Consider the following 19,926-nt stretch of genomic DNA (forward strand, 5'->3'; position numbering starts at 1 on the left):
CAGAGCGGTATGCCGCGATGTTGCTTCACCCCTTGTTTTCACATGCTGGCGCCGTGCTGTTCCTGACAATAAGTTTGGTGGGAAACACGTTTTCGTTCTCCACCTTTTGCCCATCCTTCATTTGCAGAATGAGTTTAACGGCATGACGGGCCATCTCGGAAATCGGCTGTTCAACCGTGGTCAAGGCTGGACCCAGGTATTCCGAGGTTCGGATGTTGTCGAATCCGACTACGGACAAATCGCCTGGAATGCTGATGTCCAACTGTCGGGCCGCTTCATAGATGCCCATGGCCTGAAGGTCATCACCAGCAAAGATGGCTGTTGGCCTATTGTCCATGGAGAGCAGGGACAGGGCCTGTGCGCGACCGTCGCTTTCGGTGAATTGACCTGAACGCTTCAAGGCGGGATCCACAGGAATGCCCGCCTTGGCCATGGCTGAGCAGTATCCGTCATAACGTGCCATGGAACAGGTCATGTCTTTCGGACCAGTGATGATTCCGATCCGGGTGTGCCCCAGGGAGATTAGATGTCTGGTTCCCAAAAGTCCACCAGTCCAATTGTCCGCCCTGAGCGTGATGGAGTCCTGTGCGACTTCGCCTCGTGCATCCACTGTGACGAAAGGAATATTGCGGGATGTGAGCAGGCGTCTTTCCTTCTTGTTGCCTTCCAGGAGCACAAAGATAACCCCAATTGGACGCCGTCCCAGAGTCCCGTAGACCCAGGAATGATTGTCGCTCTCGTCACCGGTCTTGGCCATCGTCAGAGTGACGCTCAGGTCGTTTTCCTGAGCCATTTCGCTCACCCCTTGGAGGATCTCCAAGGACCATACGGTATCGATTCGTTCGAGAATGACTTCAATCGAATTGCTGTTGGCGGTCTTGGTCAGCGATTTCTTGTATCCTGCCGAGTCTAGCAGCTTCTCGATATGGTCGCGTGTGGTCTTGGCTACATCGGATCGTCCATTGACGACCTTGGAGACAGTGGCAGTGGAGACTCCGGCCTCTTTTGCAATGTCAGCGAGTTTCACAACTTTCCTCATGATTCGGGAGCCTTTCCGAGTAAGTGTGCGATTGAATTCATCGAAACTTTCTAAGTAATTACTAGATTACTGCTCACCTGTGTCTAATAGAAAGGTAGTGGACTCTTTTGTGTCGTCTAGGAAACTGTCTGGGAATCATTGTACAAGGTACGTATATAATAAAATTACGAAGTTAGTAACGAAATTTACGTTATCAACTATGCCAAGTCTGCAGCGAAGAAGGAATGAGCATGTTTGAGCCCATGTGGCTATCGCCAAAAGTCATAAGACCCATAGTCGGCACCCGCAGGTTCTATATTGAGGGTCTTGATTTTCAAGATCCTGTCGCGACGCGCATATATAGAGAACTGCTTGATTTCTTCGGGGCTAGCCAAGCGGCTGACCGGCAGTGCGCGGATTTGGTCTTCATAATGAATTCCGCTGCATTACCCGCGGAACAGGACGGGGCCTATCGCATCCACACAGAGGGGGATTGTGTCTGCATCGAAGGCAATACGGCCACGGCCCTCCTCTATGGCCTCTACGGATGGGTGCGCAGAAAGGCATGCGGGCAGCAGATCGATGACTTTGAGTCAGTGCCGAATCAAGCATTGAGAATGATCGACCACTGGGATCAGACGGATGGTTCGGTTGAGCGCGGGTACGCAGGCGAATCCATCTTTTTCGGCGTTCTGGGTTCTAATAGCCGTGCTGATTTCCGCAATTTTCCTGATCGGCACCAGGACGATCCCTTCCGAGGTGATCTGGCAAGGGTGACCGCCTATGCCCGTCTTCTGGCATCAATCGGTATCAATGCCATAGCTTTGAACAATGTGAATGTGCGAGGCCAGGCCAAGAAACTGATTGTCGAACCATACCTCGACCGGGTTGCAGTGCTCGCGGGCATCTTCGGGCAATTCGGCATTCGGGTCTTCCTGTCGGTGAACTTCGCTTCGCCCATCGATGTCGGAGGTCTGTCCACGGCGGACCCCCTTGATGATGAGGTGTCGGCTTGGTGGGAAAAGACAGTCGATGATATATATGAGCGCATTCCCGCCTTTGGCGGTTTCCTGGTCAAAGCGGATGCTGAAGGAGAGCCGGGCCCCATGCGGTACGGGCGCACCCACGTCGATGGGGCCAATATGCTGGCTCGACCCCTGTCCAGGCACGGTGGCCTTGTCATATGGAGGGCCTTTGTCTACGACTGCAATCAGGACTGGAGGGATAGGAGCCTGGATAGGGCCAAATCCGCATACGACAACTTCATTGGTCTTGATGGGCTGTTTGCCGAAAATGTCGTTCTCCAGGTCAAATTCGGCCCCATCGATTTCCAGGTCAGCGAGCCTGTCAACCCCTTGATAGGTCGCATGACCCGTACGAATCTTATGATCGAGTTCCAAATCACCGCTGAATACCTAGGTCAGCAGATTGACGTCAACTATGTTCTGCCGCAGTGGCTGGCAATGACCAATTGGGATACCTGTGCCCCACAGACTGATGCACGTGTCAAGGCCGTGGTGCCGAAGCTGTGCCTGGTTTCCGCTCATACGGGTTTCGCAGGAGTCAGCAATGTGGGCATGGATGACAACTGGACAGGAAACACCCTGGCTCAGGCTAACCTTTACGGGTTCGGTCGTATGTGCTGGGATCCCGATGCCACGGCTGGCTCCATTCTGGATGAATGGATGACGCTCACCTTTCCTGATTTGCGCGGCCCGGCAAGGGAGGCCGTCAGTGAGATCATGCTCACTTCGAACAAAACCTTCAAGAACTACACCGCTCCTCTGGGTGTAGGGTTCATGGTCAAGCCCGGTTTGCACTATGGCGTGGACGTGAACGGATATGAATACGACCGGTGGGGCACGTATCATTTTGCTGACCGAGACGGAATCGGCGTGGACCGAACGAAATCAACCGGGACAGGCTTTACGGCCCAGTATCATAAGGCTCTTGAGGAGCGGTTCGAACATGCGGAGACAACCCCGGACGATCTGCTGCTCTTCTTTCACCATCTGCCTTATGACCATGTGCTTCATGATGGGCAGACGCTCATCCAGCACATCTACAGCTCCCATTTCGAAGGCGTAAAGGAAGTTGAGCGATATATAACGCTTTGGAAGAAAGTCAAGGGCTCGATTCCCCAGGCTGACTGGGAGAACGTGGCCGACAGACTCCAGGCGCAGAAAGCCGACGCAGTCGAATGGCGCGATCAGATAAACACATACTTCCATCGCATGAGCGGAGTGCCCGACAGGCTCGGCCGCAAGATTTACGCATAAGGGGGAAATACAGATGATCATTGACAATCCGGTGTTAAAGGGCTTCCATCCTGATCCATCCATGATTCGTGTTGGGGACACCTACTATATAGCCACTTCCACATTCGAGTGGTTTCCCGGCGTGCGCGTCCATTCTTCACGTGACATGGTCCATTGGCAATATGTGACCAGCATCCTGAATTCCGAGAGAATGGTCAATCTGCGTGGCGACCCCTCCTCGGGCGGCGTCTGGGCTCCTGACCTCTCCTATTCCGATGGACGGTTTTGGCTGGTCTTCTCGGATATCAAGACCGTCACGGGCACCTTCAAGGATGGCACCAACTATCTGACCAGCGCCGAGCGCATAGAAGGACCCTGGACCGATCCAGTGCCCATCAACTACGTGGGATTCGACGCATCCCTCTTCCACGACGATGACGGCAGAAAGTATCTGATTCAGCAGACCTGGGATCATCGTGAGTATCATCATCACTTCGACGGAATAACACTGACTGAATTCGACACATCCACCATGCGGCTGTTGCCTGAGACATCCAGAACCATATGGAGGGGAACGGATGTCAGGTTGTCTGAAGGCCCTCATCTTTACAAGATCAATGGGTGGTACTACCTGTTCGCGGCCGAGGGGGGCACGACTTTCTCTCATCAGGAGACCGTCTCTCGTTCGCGGACGCTTCAGGATGACTCTTTCGAAACCATGCCGGGCGATGAACCCTTCCTGAGCAATTTCGATACCCCCCGGTCCTACCTGCAGAAGCAGGGGCATGGATCGCTGGTGGACACCCCCACGGGAGAGTGGTATTACGCATCGTTGTGCGCTCGTCCCTGGCACCGACCCCAGGAGTCGGTCGTGGATCCTCGAGGGTGGTGCACCTTAGGTCGCGAGACATCCATCCAGAAGGTGGAGTGGGACGAGGACGGATGGCCGCACATCAAGGGAGGCCACGGAGGCAGTCGGTATGTGGAGGCTCCCAGAGATGCCCCAGTGTCTTCGCAAGAGCAGAAGGAGGGCCATCAGCATGATGATTTCGAATCGGATACGCTTGGTCCGGATTGGTGTACATTACGGGTGCCCTTCAATGAAAAAATGGGCTCAGTGGGTGCAGGCTCCCTCCGCTTGAGGGGCCAGGGGTCGCTGCATAATCTTTTTGACTTGTCTCTGGTGGCCAGACGCTGGCAGGCCTTCGACTTCGACGCTCAGGTGCGGATGGATTTTGAACCGAGGTCCTATCAGGCTATGGCGGGGTTGACCAACTATTACAGCGACGCAAATTTCAGTTGGATATTTGTCACCTGGGATGAAAGGCGTAGCACGCGGGTGATTGAGGTCGCCCAATCTGATGGAAATCGTTACGTCTCATACCTCAAGGATGAAGCAATTCCTGTGCCTACGGGCGCTCATGTCTGGTTCAAAACCAAAGTCCGCACTTCGTCCTACTCCTATCAATACTCGTTCGATGGTCGTCACTGGGCCACGGTTCCGGTTATCCTGGATGCGGCAGTCCTTTCGGACGACCATGTGTATAAGCAGATTGACGGTTACTTCACCGGTGGTTTTGTCGGCTTGGCAGCGGTTGATTATTCGGGTTATGGGAGCCTGGCCACTTTCAGCTCCTTTGATTACAGGGAGCTAAAGGAGAGAGCATGATCAGCGGTGTGCAGATGTTCTGCTCGGAGTTCATGGGCACCGCCCTTATGATGGCCATCGCGGTCATGGTTGCCGCCAGTAGGTCGCTCCCCAAGACAGGGGCCTATCGAGCCGACTGGATCAACGCGTCGTTGGGCTGGGGTCTTGCTGTCTATGTAGGCGTATATGCGGGGTGGAGAACGGGCGGCCATCTGAATCCGGCGGTGACCCTGGCCAGGGTGGTCGGTCACTGGATTGACCCACAAGCAACCCTGAACGGCTTGGCAATGGGCAAGGGTGGCATTCCGGTCACCATGGCCAATGTGGCCATCTTCATTTCCGCCCAGTTCCTTGGGGCTTTCTTAGGTTCCTGTCTGGGCTACCTGGGCACTCGCAAGCATTTCGAACTTTCGACCGATACAGATACCAAACTCATGATTTTCTGCACCAAGCCGGCCATACGTTCGAATTTCTGGAATCTGACATCGGAGGCCATCGGCACGGCCATCCTGGTTTCCTGGGTTTTCCTCAATGGTGGAACTCCTACACAGGTCGGGCCGCTGGGCGTGGCCCTGGTCATCACGGTTCTGGTTATGGCCCTGGGAGGGGTTTCTGGTGCGGCCATGAATCCTGCACGTGACTTTTCCGCCCGATTGGCTTACTGCCTTCTGCCCATGTCCGGCAAGAAGGATGCGGACTGGAGCTACGCCTGGATACCCTTTGTCGGGCCGATCGTCGGAGCCTGCATCGGTGTGCTAGCTCCTGCCTGGATGGGGCTTCTGCCTTGATCGACGACATGGAAAAGCCCCTGGCCCTGTCAGGGGGTTATTACGACAGAACCGGGGGTCGAGTTAGTTAGGTAGCTCGAGCTCAGTAGCTGGCTGAGGTGGGCTCCTGGAAGCGGACTGTCAGCCCGCGGCCGTGGTGAAGGAACATCTCTGCACCGTGGCGGTCGACGTCGCGATGGGTGAAGAGCATGCGGATGGCGAAGGCTGTCTGGGCATCATCAGGCAGGTCCAGGAAGGCCTTATGCGCATCCCAGCCATCAGCTGCGACAGCCTTGTTGGGTACGTAGGCATATCCATAGCCGTCCTCGTCCACGTAGCCCAGGAAAGGCAGGTCCCATGCCTGGTGGTAGCTCAACTGATTCTTGTAATCCTCGACCTTCTTGAGGGCCTCGTCGCTGATACCGTACTTGCGGGCGACCTCGTTGGCCTTGGCGGTCTTCGCGGCGGCATCTTTTCCGAACATGGAAGTATCAACAACAATGACTGTATCGTCTACCATGACTGACCTTTCTGTGTGACGGCCTGCACGTGTGACAATCGACGTCATGACCGTGCAGGGCCATGACCGTTCAGGTGACCGTCCATCGTCGACGGTGACCTCTGGATGCAAGATTCCTTCCACTTGCAAGAATACCAAATTTCGTCTGCAGATAGGGGCAGGGAACCGTGAGGTTCGCCATAGGCGCCTGTCATCAGTGAAGAAGAGGCCCAGCTGTGTTCTCATGCAGGGAACGATCAGCCCAGGTCAGTATCCTGATCCCTGCGATGCCGCAACAGGCACATCAGTGCCAGGCCTAGTACGGCAGTGCCGACAGTCAGTGCTACAGGCATGACTATGTCTGCGCCGGAGGCGGCTAGGGCCTGGGAATTCGTAGAAGATTTCGCTTGGTCACTAGAAGACTGGTTTCCTGGTGCCGGTTTTTGGCTATTGGAACTAGTTTGATCTGTTTTGTTGGGCGCATTATTAGATTCGCCCGGCTTGCTCGGTTCTACCGGTTGATTCGGCTTGTCGTGTCCTCCAGAGTTGTCAGGGTTATCGGGGTTATCTGGCTTATCAGGCTTGGCCCGGTAGGTGTTGGTGAAGGTGGTGTCCTTGCTGGTGACGGCGGCTTGGAGCTGGCCGTTGAGGCCGTCGGTGACGTGGATGTCGACCGTGGCCGCGTGCTGGTCGTAGGTGATGCCGGGCAGGCTGCCCTGGTCCTCGCGGATGGTGTAGTGGTAGTCGCCGGGCTGGTCCAGGGCCAGGTTGGTGAAGGCGATCCCGCCCCGGGCGTCGTTGGATGCCGAGCCCGCTTCATGGCCGCTCTTCCCGTCGTACAGGTGGAAGGTGAACTCCCCGGCCTCCAGGTCCCGGCCTTCCAGGTGCTTGAAGGCGGTGAGCCTGACCGTGGCCGGCTTGGCCCGGTAGGTGTTGGTGAAGACCGCCGTGTCTATCTTGCTGCCCTCGTTGTCAGTCCACTGCGCAGTGGCGATACGGTGCAATTGAGCTGCATCGGTTGTCAAAGTGATGGTCAGGGTTGCAGTGCTCTGATCATACGCCAGACCAGGAATGGAGCCGGTTTCCTGGTGTATATGATACTCGTAGCTGCCATCGTCGGGCAGAGCAGACACGTTGACAGGCACCTGGGTATTTTGGTTGTCGGCGTCTATGGTGATTTGACTGGGCAACGCTGCGGACGGTGCGCCACGCAGGGGGTCGACAGCCAGTGTGAAGGAGTCTGAGTTGAGCCAGTTCCTGCCTTGGATCTGTACTTTGACTCCGGCAGACACTTCATTGGTGTCCATTGTTCCTGCCAGGCCGCAGTTGTTGAAATCCAAGGATTGGCTGGCCGTGTCCACCATATCCTCGGCCTTCTGGAACTCAATATCGTTGATGACGGCACCTTTCATGGTTCCGACTTCCAGTATGTCGCTGGCTGAGGAGTTTTCGCTCGGGCTGGCTCCGCTGGCCTTTTGGATTGTTGTAGTCAGGTGGGTCCAGTTCGTGTTCGGAGCGGGGTCGAAGCGCAGGTGGAATTTCCCTGCCGGTATATTGGTCAGTTCGTACTTGCCCTGGGAATCAGATTTTGTGCTCAGATCATCATGTGGGGTGACGACCGACTTGGCGGGCTTGTTGTCAATATCGTCGAGCAGGGTCACTTTGACATCTTTAAGCAGAATATCGTCCGAAGAGCGGGTGCTGTCCCCATTGATGTCGTACCATACGATACCACTGATGGAACGTTGAACAACCATGGCCTGGGCAGGCATTTGGTTCAGTGCATTGCCCCAGCGATTCCGATAGAGGTCGCCGGAGGAGTTGTTTCCGGGATTTATATGGAAAGTAATGTCATAGCGGAATTGGTTGGGCTGCCCATCGATGATGAAAACCCAGGCGACCACGTTTTCAGGCATTTTCGCTTCGCCACTTGTTGTGTTGAAGTCAGCCTCGTTCCAAGAGAGGTAATCCTGGGATTGTATGGAACTCGTGTCATTCACCCGCCATCGAGAATCTGTGGTGTAGCGGATGGTGATTCCGCTCAGACTAGCCCCCGCCGAAGCTTTTACGTTCATATCGGCAAAAGTAGGCTCCCCGTGGAAGTCGGGTTTGCCACTTGTCTGTTTGTACGGCATGATGTCGATGGCATAGTGATGCTGCTTGCCACTGCCCGAGGTGCTGCTCAGCATGTTGGTGAAGCCGATTGGTGCACCGGCTTCATTAGTATCCTGTACGGCCGAGGTGGAAAGGCTGGTTGTGTTGGTTCGCCAGGCGTGGATGGTGAAGGAATCGGCAGTCTTCAAGTATGTGTTGGGCTGGGACATATTCTGTTTTGACTGAACTGTGGCAGAGGTCGTCAGATCTTCGTTGGAACCGATGTCTTTGCTGGGGTCAGTCAGGTCACCCAGGGAGGTGGAGAAGTGGATGACGCGGTTGTTGCCGGCCACAGGGATGTTGGTCAGTGTCCAGGACAGAGTGGTGATTCCGGTTACGGGGTCCGTGCTCACTGATGGCTCACAGGCGGTTCCGCCCTCTATGTGGCCCATCTCAGGCGTGGCTTCCGTATATGTGCCGCCCAATCGGGCGCTGCCGGGGATGTAGTGGAGCTTTGCCGGTAGTTTGTCGGTGATGTAGAGTTCGGTTTTGGCGCCCTTGTTGGCTTGCGAAGCTGAAGTGCCGGTGTTGATGGTTAGCCGCCAGTCAACGAACCGTTGATCGCTGTCTATGTCAAAGTATTCTTTGGGTTTGGAATTGGTGCTTGTTTGTGCTACGGCGTTGGAGATGGTGTTGGTTTCGCCGGCTACATAGAGGCTGTCCCCGTGTTCATTGCCGCCGGTGTCTCCGCCCAGGTAACCGTTTATTTGGTCATAGCTGGCCTTGGTATAGCCTCCGGCGGATGTGGCTAAGACGGGAGATTTGATTTTGGCCAGCTCGTAGGGGTTCTGTTGCTTGGCCCAGTCCTCCCATTCCTGATCGCTGGAGTTCTCGGGGCTCAGCCCGGCCATAGCTGCTAATTGGCTGCGGGTGAAGGTGCGCGAAACTGAAGTCAGCTGGGCTACAGAACCTACTTTGGCGTCGGGGAGGACGTTAATCACAAATCCGCCGAAGCCGAATCGGGAATTCACTTCGGCAAAGCTGGTGGGCGCGGCAGTGCGCCCGCCCAGCAGCATGCCTACAACCGTGCCATGCTTCTTTGCGTCCTTCTGCGTGCTATAAAAGTTCAGATCCTCTATGTCGGCATTGGCTTGCTCAGTGTCGTTTTTCTAGTCCTTTCCGTCGGGTTTGGTGGCGTACATGACCAGTTCCTGTGACGGGTTTTGATCGCTCGTTGACTCGTATTTATCGTATTTGCCGTTCTGCCAGATGCCATTGACCCAGGGAATATCCAGACTTGCGGGGTCCGGCAGTCTAACGACCTTTGGGTCGATCTTGACCAAGGACATTCCCAAAAGAGGCAGATCGGCCTTGCTGGTTTTGAAGTTAAAACCGGCCGTTACCCGCACTTTGGTCCCTGCGACTGCTGAGTCGGTCCCCCGTAGGTTGTCAGGAGCAGTCCACCACCCGCAGTCCACGCCGTTATCAAAAAAGTTGGAAGCCGTCATGCAACTGTACTGAATGATGTTGCTGATGCCTGCCTTTGATGTGCTGGAGCCTAGCGCGAAGATAGCGTTGTGCCACATATCATCGGACTGGTCGGCTTGGTTTGACGTGTCCGTGGGGCCGGTGGCAGAGGGTAAAGACTGGTTTGATAGCGATTTCGCACTCAGGTTGCCGTCGTCGACCTTGCTCTGCAAGCTGAGACCGGTCTGTCCATAGTAGTTGGCCACGTCCTTGTCGCCGATAGTGGAGGGGTTGAAGACATATAGGTAACCAGTGGAGATTTCGGCCACTTCCTGTCGCGTGCAGTCAGTCGAGGCCAGGGCAGTCGTGCACTTGGCGTCTGGTGCGTAGGTGTGTCCCAGATAGGGGAAGGGGTCGTTGGTTTCATAGTCCTTCAAAGTAGGTCCAGCCTGAGGCCCTGGCTGTTGCGCTGTTCAGCCACGGTGTAATGACCATTGCCTTGGACTCGGTCCTTCCCAGCCGTGCCACCCGTGGATCGGGCATAGCCATAATTGCTGAGAGTGGGTCTCCAGCCCTGATTGCCGGTGTTGCGCCCGCTGTTGTTGAAGTCGCCGTCGATGGTGCCGATGTCCCAGAAGTAGGGTTGCAGATCCTCTATCTTCGGATAGGCATCTCCTCCAGCGGTCTGCCACAAATTGCTCAGCGATAGGGAAAAGGTTATGGGGCCAATGGGAACCTCCAGACCCTTGAGACCCTTGGTTCGATCGGGTCAACGCATGTCAACGGCCCAGTTGAACTTGCTGATGATCCCCTTGCGTTTACCCAGCTCATGGTTGGGGTAATTGCTGGCGGCTGGGGTGTTGAAGTCGAAGGTTTGGTTGCCGGAGCCTTCATTGGTTCCGCCAGTGATTCGCAGGTTCAGATTGAGCTTGGCCGATACGGTGACAGGCTCGGACGTGGCCGAAGCAGGATCGGTCTTGGTGGTGGCATCCGGAGCGCCCCAGGCTTGGACCTCGGGGGCGAATTTGCTGCCATTGGGCATGCTTCGGACCCGAAGGACCAGAGTGACGCTGGAGGATCCCGGAATAACGGTAGGCAAATTCTGTGGGGCGGTGAGTAGCCTGTAAACGGTGAGCACCTGTGTCGGATGACCGTCGATGGTCTCTGTAGTTTGCCTTGGCAGGTATCCCTGCGTATTGTCCACCCAGCCCATGGAATCCACATCAAAGGTGACCTGGTCCTCAGGCTGGCTCAGTTTGAATTGGAAGCCTATTCGGCCTCGGCGATAACTGGTTGTCTCGCTGCGGGTATTTACGGCAAAAGAGTAGGTGTAGGACACCTTATCGAAAGTGCGCACTATGTCATTGTCTGCATCGTGGTCGTCGCCGGGGCTGTTGTCGTTGTCGAAAGGAGCCGTGCCGGTGGAGCGGGATGCCTGGGATAGTGTGGTGACCACGGCGTCGTCGGTGTCCAGCATCTCCTTGATTGCCGATTTGGAGGTCGGCCTTCTGCTGGGTTGTATGGGCGCGGCTTGGTTCGGGGGGGTCGACTTCGACTTCTGAGTGGTTTGGGCTGCCCCGGACGCGGCAGTGTCTGACTGTGGAGTCGAGGTTTGGGTCGACGTGGATGACACATGGTTTGTCCCAGTCGCCTGTTGTGCATGTGTCGTTGTAGATGTTGATGTGGAGGTGGTGGTCTGGGCATTAGCTGTCTGCCCACCATCGGCTATGGCCATGGTGGGTATCAACATGGCCATAGCCATCAGGCCGGCCAGGACTTTTCCGCTCAAATTACCCTTTGCCACGTTTCTCCTTTTGAGCGCCGACGACCGACTGGGGCGTCGGGCCGAGGCATCCCCTTCAAGTCATCCGGTCGACTGTCTACGATGGTTCTCGAGTCATTAGATACTAGTTTTATAGAACAGTATAAAAAGTCATTGATTATAATTCCGCTATTGATATGCGCCTCCGGAGTAAAGGGCCAACTATGGACATAACAGGGAGGTCTGCATGAGTGAACGGGATCATCATGAGCTATCGGTTGCCGATTTTCCGGGTCACGGAATGCGGGAGCGGTTGGCTGTCTACGGGTTCTTCATCATCATGAGCATCGGTACTTCGGCCTGGATTTCTCGACTGCCAACAGTCAAGGCCAGCCTCGGTCTGCAGCCTTCGGGCCTGGCTCTGATGACCATCCTGGGCGGCTGCGGCGCTCTGGTCGGCATGCTGGTCTCAGGAGTGTTGACTGATCGGCTGGGCGTGCGGCGGGCCATGCTGCTGGCGGCCTCCACCTGGTGCCTGGGCATGGTAATCGCGGCCTTGGCTGTCACTCTGCGATCAGTGCCTGGGGTGGTTTTGGGTTTGCTCTTTAACTCGGCTGGGATTAGCCTCTGGGGAACGGTCAACACGGTCGAGGCCGGGGCGGTGGAGCGCTTCTCCTCTCGGTCGATAATGCCGCGCTTCCATGCTTCGTACAGTCTGGGCATGTTTCTTGCCCTGGGGCTGGGCTCGCTACTGTCTCATCGGGGTGTGGCCATAGGCGTGCACCTGGCTGTCAATGCTTTGATCAGCCTGGCTCTGGTGGTCGCCTGCGTCCTGCTCTGCCCGGCTCAGCCTCTAGGGGATTACAAGGGCGGCGCTGACGACGAACGTTCGGATCAGCAGGCGGGGTCGGAGCAATCATCCTCCTTGGGCAAGCAGTTGGCTGCTTGGGGCGATGCACTGGTTCTCATGCTTGCCCTGATCAACGTGGCCTTGGAGGCCAGTGAGGGTGCCGTCAATGACTGGAGCGGAATCGGCCTGGTCGATGCCTTCGGTGTCCCTGAGTCTCAAGCCGGTCTTGCTCCCATGATCTTCGCTGCAACCATGATTGTCTCAAGGTTGCTGGGTACGCATCTGATTGAACGACTGGGGAATATGCGCTCGTTGGTCCTGACCCTCCTGGTCTCGGCTCTGGGCATCCTGGTCTATGCTCTTTCGCCCTCTTTTGTGTTTAGTCTTGTGGGCACTGGGATCTGGGGTGTCGGAGCCGCTCTGGGCGTGCCCATTGTCACCACTTTGGCAACCAGGGATCCAGCCGTGGCGGCCCAGCGTGCTTCGGTAATCTCCACTGCCTACTACGGGGTCTCCTGGATCATTCCTCCGGCTATCGGATTTTTGGCCGACCATACCGGTGTCAGGCCTGCTCTGCTGCCCTTGGCGTTCTTGCTGGCGGCGGTTACCCTCTTGGTGCCCACGGTGTCCAGGCTCACTCGGGAATGACGCCCTTCGGTTTGCAAAACTCCGCCAACCGGTCGTCGGGCGAATACAAGAGATGGAGACCGGCAGCATGGTCTTTGGGCAGATACTCGGATTCAAACAACCGTTCCCAAATATTGCCGTACACGTCAGTGAATTTTATGGCTACTGCATTCAGCCGGCACCGGTCCTGAGGATCGTTTTTGTCTAAAAAGCGGGGGGATTCAAAGATGTTCCCAGGGCAGATGGTAGGCAGGCTCCAGGTAAATCGTGAATCTGGATCCATCGAGATTATCCAATCCGCTGTTGGCAATGTCCGCCATGCGTGATGATGGCCGAATCCAGGGACCCTGTAATAGTTGATCGTATTGTTTTTAAGTTTGATGGGCCGTAAATGGGAATTCTTCAGCAAATCCCAGTGAACCAGGATCGAAACCTGGCGTATGGTGCCCTCGCTGTGGTTGGTGATGATCAGGTGCTCGTCGCTCCCTTCTTTCTGTTTATCTTTCCAAGATGTCTTGGACTCCCAGACATCAACGCGGGAGGCCTGTTTGAGCATGGTCTGGTAGAGGTCATAGCTGCGACGTTCATCGTCCTTGGCGAATGTTCTTCTCGTCTGCCGGGCGGAGTACACGATGGTCGCAGGAATAGCCACAACTGTGGCTATGGCTGTAGTGGAGTTAATGATGAGATTGATAATGTCGATAATGGGCATGGACACTCCCCTGAATATCTGCAACATAGTCCCAAGCATGATCGTACATCTTTGCCATAAGTGATCCTATACCTTCTAGAGGTGACCATCAGATGGTCAGATGGATGCCTTTCCCTGCCAGATTCTCCAAGCACTCCTGCAGATAGGATGCATCATGCTCGGGGTAGATGGGGTCCGTCAACGGCTCTACAACCAGATCCTCATAGGGAGGGCAATGTCTGCCACGGTAGAGCGGGTCATACCAGGCGGGATCAGGATGATAGCCGCGCTCGCGCATCGTTGCCATGACCAGAAGATGAAATTGAAAGAGCTTGTATGGGCAGTGGTGGAAGACGTAGTCAACGGTGGCATGCCGTCGACCCCACCCCAGGCCCCGCAGTGCAGTGATCTCCCGATGCTGGCCCAGCAGCTGCTGTCTGGGAAGCAACGGGATCAGATCCTGATGCCACAATCGCATGACGACCCCCTCGTTGGGGTCATAGATGAACCCCTCCTTCAGCCTAGCCGCTTGCATCACTGTAAGCGGACTGGCAGAGGGAGGGGTTCCGGCAATTCCTTACTGGAATTCCTTACTGGGCGATGAATCCACCGTCCACAACAAATTCGGCACCCAGCGCGAACTTGGATTCGTCGCTGGCCAGATAGACGCAGATTTCTCCGATGTCCTGGGGCTCTCCGATATGGCCCAGAGGCGTCAACTTGCTCATCCTGTCCTCAAGGCTCTGGCTGATCAGAGGGGTCTTGATGAATCCGGGATGGACCGAGTTGATGCGAACACCGTAATTGTTGTTGGCGGAATCCAGGGCGGCGGACTTGGTCAGTAGCCTGGTACCGCCCTTGCTGGCGTTATAAGCTCCGGCTCCGCTCAGGCCTACGAAGCCCTCGATGGAGGAGATGTTGATAACGGATCCACCGCGACCCTTCATGACCCGCATGCCATGCTTGGTGCCAAGGAAGGTTCCGTTGAGATTGATGGCGATGACCTTTTTCCAGTCCTCGTAGCTCTCCTGGTCCATGGTGGCCCCGCTGCCGCCTATGCCGGCATTGTTGACCACGGTGGTCAGTTGGCCCAGCTCCTTTTCAACGGTGTCGATGGTGGAGACCCACTGGTCCTCGTCCGTCACGTCCAAGGTGTGGAAAACGACCTGCCCGGGGTGCTCCTGCATGAAGCTGCGTGAAGCATCGCTCTCCTTAATGTCGGTAAGGGCCACCTTGGCTCCCTCGCGGACGAAGCATTCGGCTATACCCACGCCCATGCCGCCGGTTCCTCCGGTGATAATGGCTACCTTACCTTGTAGTCGATCAGTCATGTCCACTCCTTTATAGAGATGTGCTGTCGTATTCCATCCTATGGGATGGCATGCCCACGCTGATGACCGACGTATGGATGACTCTGGTCCCGCCAACGTTTCGAAGTTGTCCATGAGGTGCCGACGGTTCCGCGGGGGTCACAATATATTCCCCGCTGAAGCAGCGTGCCTGTTCTGCTGACTGTGTTGCGCTTAGACGTCGAGCAGATGACGGTAGAGTTCATGATCCACAGGTCGGTCAAGACCGAGGTTGGTGATGGTGACAGGTACTCGGCCCTTGCCGTCCGGCCCTGGTTTCTCCGCGGCTCGCGATGGCCCCATCGCGCTGACATGACCAAGATAGTAGTAGCGAAGGTATTCCGCCTCCTAACGACGCATGACGGAAAGCGGAGTGGTTGTGAAGGCTGTCAGTTGCAGGGCCAGCTCAGGCGATCTGATCGGTCAACTTGCGCGTACCTTTCAGGGGGATAATGCCTAGGAACAAGGCCACAACCATGATCAGGATGCTCAGACCGAACATGATGATGTAGCCGTGGGGCTGGTCAGCGATGGCGCCCCAGAAGAGAGCTGCGAAGGCCGAGGCTAGGGACCCAACCATCTGGATACGTGCATAGATGTTGGTGTAGTCGCGCGAGCCGAAGACCGCTGTAACCAGGATTGGTGTCTGCACAGTAGTGCAGGCGTAGACCAGGCCGAAGGCAAAGGCTCCCAGCAGGAGGAGCACGGGCAATCCGGGGAAGGCGACCATGAGGCAGACGCCGAGGATGCCGCCGCCGATGCCCAGACAGAGACCGCCCACGATGCTGCCGTCGTTGACCATGCCCAGGATGATCTTGCCGATGGCCTGGCCGGCCATGCAGGAGGAGGCGATCAGTCCCGTGTAGGCTGCCATGGATGGCAGGGATGCCGCGTAGGAGGGCAGGAACTGGTAGATGGTCTGATTCATGGTGATCAGACCGCAGAAGAGCGCCAGTGCCCAGAAGGCAGGGGAGCGCAAGGCCTGGGAGACGGTCATGCCTACGGTTGACGCTGCAGGCTCAGGACTCTTTTGGTCTTTGCTCTCGGTGTCTGCACTATTGGTGGCCGTCTCAGCTGCATCAGGCTCCTGGTCGGCGCCGTAGGGATGCAGACCCATCTGTTCGGGTGTGCTGCGAATGACGAAAATGGTGAAGGGCAGGGTGACCACCAGGATGAGAATAGCGAAAACCAGATATCCCCGCCTCCATCCATCAGGGGCGGATCTGATGATCACGGTGCCTATCTGGTTGAAGATCACGCCGCCTATGCCGGTGAAGGCCATGCACAGGCCGATGAAGAACCCGACCCGCTTGCGGAACCAGGCGTTGATGAGTGTTGGTACTGACAGATAGAGGATGGCCGGCATGCCGATTCCCAGAACCACTCCGCATAGATAGAACTGCCACATGGCGGATGATCGGGACATACCCAGGCAGCCCAGTCCAGCCAGGACGGTGCTTGCCGTCAGTACGATGCGCAGATCGTAGCGGTGCATCAGCCATCCGGCCACCGGCAGGAAGATGACCATGGTGATGCTGAATATGCTGAAATATCCGGTGAATGCGGCCTTGGGAACATGGAAGTAGCTGCTGACAGGCGTGAAGAAGATACCTGCGCAACTGCAGACCAGCGACACCGGGATGGCCGTGAAGACGATGCCCGACAGCACGATCAAGTACGGGTAAACAGCCTGTTTTCGTGATGATGGCTGTGTCGGTGTGGTCGACATGACTGCGACCTTCCTCTCGCGGAATCGGGACTGGCCAACTGCTGCTTGGTTTGTATGCTCCCATTGTTCTGTGGTTTGTCTGCTTTGAATGTCCACTATGGGGAATTTAAGAACTAATTGTAGTTCAATATTTGACCCTCACCTATCGTTACAATGCAGACTATGAGGTTTTTTGTCGTCGCTGTTGTTGTCTCCTACAACCGCTCCAAACTCCTTCAGGAGTGCCTGGATGGCATAAGCGGCCAGTCCCGCAAGCCTGATCAAGTCCTTGTCGTAGACAATGCCAGCGAGGACGGACCGGTGGATGTGGTTTTGTCGCACCCCTCGAAACCTGACTTGGTCCGTTTGCATCACAATATGGGCGGTGCGGGGGGATTCGTAGCTGGCATGGCAGCGGCCCTGGCGAATATTCCTCCCCGGTGTGAAGCTTACCTGTGGCTGATGGATGACGATGTGGTGCCGCAGCCTGATGCTCTGTCTGGTTTGCTGGATGCTGCTTCCGAGGCTCATACCGACAATGGCTCTTGGCCGGCCCTTTTGGGCTCTGAGGCTGTCTGGGTCGACGGCCGGGTGCATGGGATGAACAAGCCCCGTCGACGTCTGCCGATCAGGAACGGCAGGCCACAGTTGCAGGTCAGCGCTCATGCTTACCAGGTGCGCTCCTTGTCTTTCGTCTCCTGCCTGGTGAATGTCAGGGCCATCCAAGCTGCAGGAACTCTGCCGCGTGCCGCCTTCTTCCTTTGGAATGATGACTTCGAATATACTTCCAGACTGCTAAAAACGGGTATCGGCTATTACGTTCCTGCCAGTCGGGTATGGCATAAAACCAAGGTCTTCGGCTCCAGCGATGCCGACCCGGGTTCTCGCTTCTTCTATGAGGTGCGCAACAAGATATGGATGTTCCGATTCAGCAGGGGCAATTTCACAACGATTGAATTTCTGGCACTGCTCGTTGCTACTGGCAGACGGTGGCTTCTTACCTTTGTCAGGGCGCATGATCGGCGGCAGATCTTGCATTGCTTGTCTCGTGGATTTAAAGCCGGCCTGGCTACACGCCCTAGCAGCAACCATGATCTGTTTGCCCGGGAACCCGAGGTTCAGGCACTGATCGACCGTGCCGATCAGGGACGGCAGGCGGTGATCCGGTAGAGCTTCGCCCGGCCTTGGCTGTCAACCAGTTGAAGGGCTTGCGGAACGGGTTGGAGTCCATTGAAGATCTGATGCTGGGGATCGTTGGCAACGTATGGTCCGCCCATATCCGCATACCAGTCAATGTGATGAGCGGTCAGGATCCTGCACACCTGCGGGTCTGAGTCTATGTGTTCGAAGTTTGTGGCCAGGTAGGCATGGTCATGGTCCCAATTCATGTACAAGTGGGCGTAGAAGGGTGTGGTGCCGCCAATAGCCAGCATGTATCCGCTGCCATTCCATGGATCGGACAGGACTTGCTCGCGATCTGATACATGGCGGCCCATTCTCTTCATCAGCAGGAATTCGTCAGTTGACAGCATCGGAGCATCGGCATTGTTGGCTGCGAAAGTATATGTTGAGCCTAAAGTCTTCTCCATGGAGTCCAACTGCGGATTCACGGTGCAAATCAGCACGGCTACCGTGGCTGCCAACATCATAATTGGCATCGATATCATCTTCTCGGCCTGCGGCGTATACCTTTTCAAGGCCTCGATGCCATGTTCCAAGGCCATGCCCATGATGGGTATGGCTACTACAGGCCAGGCGGAGAAGAGGCGGCGTTGATCCTTGTACCACAAGGCTGTAAGGATCTTGGCCCAATCGGCATGGGTGCCCGCGCAGGCGACGAAGACCAGGCCCAGCAGCAGGAAGGATGACACTAGGAGCATGTCCTTTCTGCTGTGGTGCAGACAAAGCACAATCAGGGCCAGGATCAGGGCCAGAGCCAGGGGCCAGTATACCGGTAGTCGACGGTTGCCTGAATCGATGGGCTGTCCCAACAGGAAGCGCACTATGGCGGATGGCAGGTCTTCCGTAGGCTGTGCCGGGCCGCCGTTGAGATGATCCGATATTTTCCGGGCAGGACCCTGCAGGTACAGATTATGGAAGATCTTCAGGCCTATAGCCAGCAGGACCAGGAAGCCTGCAGTCAATACACCGGCGGCCACATGGAAACGATGCTTGTTGGTTTGGGCCAGCTGCCTCCCTGCCCTGATCAGCCAAGACAGAATCACTGGCAGCACAAGAAGAGCACCGGTCATCATGACTCTGAAATGGCAGAAGGAAACGGCGACGACGCTGAGGAGAATCCAGACAAGGCCGACTACGGATTGGCGGCTTTCCCGCCACCCGTCTATACACCAGGACCAGGTAAGCGCGACGAAGACGGGCAGTATGACCTGGCCGGCGAACATGGAATATAAGGTGCCCCAATCCAGCAGGAGGAAGGGGAAGCCCGCGCAGCATGAGGCGAGTACCGGTGTGAGCAGATCGCTCCAGGCATGTCTACCCAGCAGGGTTCTGACCAGAAAGAGCATGGAGACCGGCCAGATCAGAGCGGCGAAGACCAGCCAGGTGCAGGTGACTGCGCTGACTGCTGTGGCGGGCCTATGGGCCATTGCTCCCATGGCAGCGAATTCCTGAAAAGCGATGGGGTATATTTCCCTGATGGGCGGAAGAGCGTGCAGGGATGAAGCCTGACCGGTGAGCACAATTCGTGCCACAATGTTGTAGTGGAAGACCGAGTCGTAATTTTGCGTGACCTGATCCGGCGAAGGCGCGGCATGCATCAGCCTGATGCCGATGTTGCAGGCGGCTATTGCTGTGCCGATGACTGCGGGAAGGAAGAGCTTCAATCGAAGTTTGGTTTTTCCGTCATTGCTTGCCAGTGTCGAGGATTCTCGGCCAGCTCCATCAGGATTACGAAAATGATTGAAGAGCTTACGCGCCAGAAGAATGATGGCAATGAGTGCCATGGCCGAAAGCCCGTAAGATCGCCAGTTCCAGGATATGCCGAAGAGCTGGAAGAGCACGCCATCGATGCCCGCGAGTGCGATGGAGACCACAGGGCCAAGTGCCGTCACGAAGATGGGTTTGCGGCTGCCCAGTGCTGTCACCAGCAGGCAGCCAGGCAGATACAGGGCTGCGATGATGAACAGCAACAGTGGCCAGGATTGTTGCCAGGTCATCAGGGTTGA

Annotated in this window: 16 protein-coding genes; 5 read left to right on the top strand and 11 right to left on the bottom strand. The window is 56.1% G+C overall.

The window, feature by feature from the left end; translation table 11 throughout:
* Window positions 1-25: 25 nt before the first annotated feature.
* On the bottom strand, window positions 26-1,039 hold the full coding sequence (locus H3T88_RS03620) for a LacI family DNA-binding transcriptional regulator (RefSeq protein WP_198203603.1): 1,014 nt from the start codon (window positions 1,037-1,039) through the stop codon (window positions 26-28).
* Window positions 1,040-1,449: 410 nt separating this feature from the next.
* Between H3T88_RS03620 and H3T88_RS03625 the strand changes: the two genes are divergently transcribed.
* Genes H3T88_RS03625 through H3T88_RS03635 form a run of 3 tightly spaced genes read left to right on the top strand, consistent with a single transcriptional unit; the run spans window position 1,450 to window position 5,712 of the window.
* Window positions 1,450-3,297, top strand: coding sequence for an alpha-glucuronidase (locus H3T88_RS03625; RefSeq protein WP_232347127.1), 1,848 nt, complete (start codon window positions 1,450-1,452; stop codon window positions 3,295-3,297).
* Between the two features lie 13 nt (window positions 3,298-3,310).
* Window positions 3,311-4,945: a glycoside hydrolase family 43 protein gene (locus tag H3T88_RS03630; RefSeq protein ID WP_198203605.1), complete on the top strand. Its 1,635-nt coding sequence runs from the start codon at window positions 3,311-3,313 to the stop codon at window positions 4,943-4,945.
* The gene (locus H3T88_RS03635) at window positions 4,942-5,712 is read left to right on the top strand and encodes an MIP/aquaporin family protein (protein ID WP_015021277.1); all 771 of its coding nucleotides are present in this window, start codon (window positions 4,942-4,944) and stop codon (window positions 5,710-5,712) included. Before H3T88_RS03630 ends, H3T88_RS03635 begins: the two co-directional genes overlap by 4 nt.
* A gap of 82 nt (window positions 5,713-5,794) precedes the next feature.
* Here the strand turns inward: H3T88_RS03635 and H3T88_RS03640 are convergent, their stop codons facing one another.
* The 5 genes from H3T88_RS03640 to H3T88_RS03660 all read right to left on the bottom strand — a co-directional run bounded on the left by H3T88_RS03640 (window position 5,795) and on the right by H3T88_RS03660 (window position 11,228).
* Complete coding sequence (locus tag H3T88_RS03640; RefSeq protein WP_015021278.1) at window positions 5,795-6,211, bottom strand: hypothetical protein; 417 nt, start codon at window positions 6,209-6,211, stop codon at window positions 5,795-5,797.
* A 236-nt stretch (window positions 6,212-6,447) separates the two neighbouring features.
* On the bottom strand, window positions 6,448-9,360 hold the full coding sequence (locus H3T88_RS03645; protein WP_198203606.1) for a Spy0128 family protein: 2,913 nt from the start codon (window positions 9,358-9,360) through the stop codon (window positions 6,448-6,450).
* A gap of 93 nt (window positions 9,361-9,453) precedes the next feature.
* Window positions 9,454-10,188 carry a hypothetical protein gene (locus H3T88_RS03650; RefSeq protein ID WP_198203607.1) on the bottom strand — a complete coding sequence of 245 codons (735 nt, stop codon included), beginning with the start codon at window positions 10,186-10,188 and terminating at the stop codon, window positions 9,454-9,456.
* Window positions 10,185-10,445: a hypothetical protein gene (locus H3T88_RS03655; protein WP_198203608.1), complete on the bottom strand. Its 261-nt coding sequence runs from the start codon at window positions 10,443-10,445 to the stop codon at window positions 10,185-10,187. Before H3T88_RS03655 ends, H3T88_RS03650 begins: the two co-directional genes overlap by 4 nt.
* Window positions 10,446-10,520: 75 nt before the next feature.
* Window positions 10,521-11,228: a hypothetical protein gene (locus H3T88_RS03660; RefSeq protein ID WP_198203609.1), complete on the bottom strand. Its 708-nt coding sequence runs from the start codon at window positions 11,226-11,228 to the stop codon at window positions 10,521-10,523.
* A 532-nt stretch (window positions 11,229-11,760) separates the two neighbouring features.
* Between H3T88_RS03660 and H3T88_RS03665 the strand changes: the two genes are divergently transcribed.
* Window positions 11,761-13,011, top strand: a complete 1,251-nt coding sequence (locus H3T88_RS03665) for an MFS transporter (RefSeq protein WP_198203610.1) — start codon at window positions 11,761-11,763, stop codon at window positions 13,009-13,011.
* Here H3T88_RS03665 and H3T88_RS03670 read toward each other — a convergent pair.
* The 4 genes from H3T88_RS03670 to H3T88_RS03690 all read right to left on the bottom strand — a co-directional run bounded on the left by H3T88_RS03670 (window position 12,998) and on the right by H3T88_RS03690 (window position 16,759).
* Entirely contained in the window at window positions 12,998-13,702 is a 705-nt protein-coding gene (locus H3T88_RS03670; protein WP_146210901.1) for a hypothetical protein, read from the bottom strand. The two genes, H3T88_RS03665 and H3T88_RS03670, sit on opposite strands and share 14 nt — an antisense overlap.
* A gap of 88 nt (window positions 13,703-13,790) precedes the next feature.
* Window positions 13,791-14,159, bottom strand: coding sequence for a TIGR02328 family protein (locus H3T88_RS03675; RefSeq protein WP_015021282.1), 369 nt, complete (start codon window positions 14,157-14,159; stop codon window positions 13,791-13,793).
* Between the two features lie 112 nt (window positions 14,160-14,271).
* Window positions 14,272-15,012, bottom strand: a complete 741-nt coding sequence (locus H3T88_RS03680; protein ID WP_015021283.1) for an SDR family oxidoreductase — start codon at window positions 15,010-15,012, stop codon at window positions 14,272-14,274.
* A 424-nt stretch (window positions 15,013-15,436) separates the two neighbouring features.
* On the bottom strand, window positions 15,437-16,759 hold the full coding sequence (locus H3T88_RS03690; RefSeq protein ID WP_198203612.1) for an MFS transporter: 1,323 nt from the start codon (window positions 16,757-16,759) through the stop codon (window positions 15,437-15,439).
* A 153-nt stretch (window positions 16,760-16,912) separates the two neighbouring features.
* On the opposite strand from H3T88_RS03690, the gene H3T88_RS03695 reads away from it, so the two are divergent.
* Window positions 16,913-17,908, top strand: coding sequence for a glycosyltransferase (locus tag H3T88_RS03695; protein WP_198203613.1), 996 nt, complete (start codon window positions 16,913-16,915; stop codon window positions 17,906-17,908).
* On the opposite strand, the gene H3T88_RS03700 is transcribed toward H3T88_RS03695, so the two are convergent.
* Entirely contained in the window at window positions 17,881-19,917 is a 2,037-nt protein-coding gene (locus tag H3T88_RS03700; RefSeq protein WP_198203614.1) for a DUF6541 family protein, read from the bottom strand. The two genes, H3T88_RS03695 and H3T88_RS03700, sit on opposite strands and share 28 nt — an antisense overlap.
* Window positions 19,918-19,926: the final 9 nt, after the last annotated feature.

Source organism: Bifidobacterium sp. W8110 (genome assembly GCF_016101375.1).
Classification (GTDB): domain Bacteria; phylum Actinomycetota; class Actinomycetes; order Actinomycetales; family Bifidobacteriaceae; genus Bombiscardovia; species Bombiscardovia asteroides.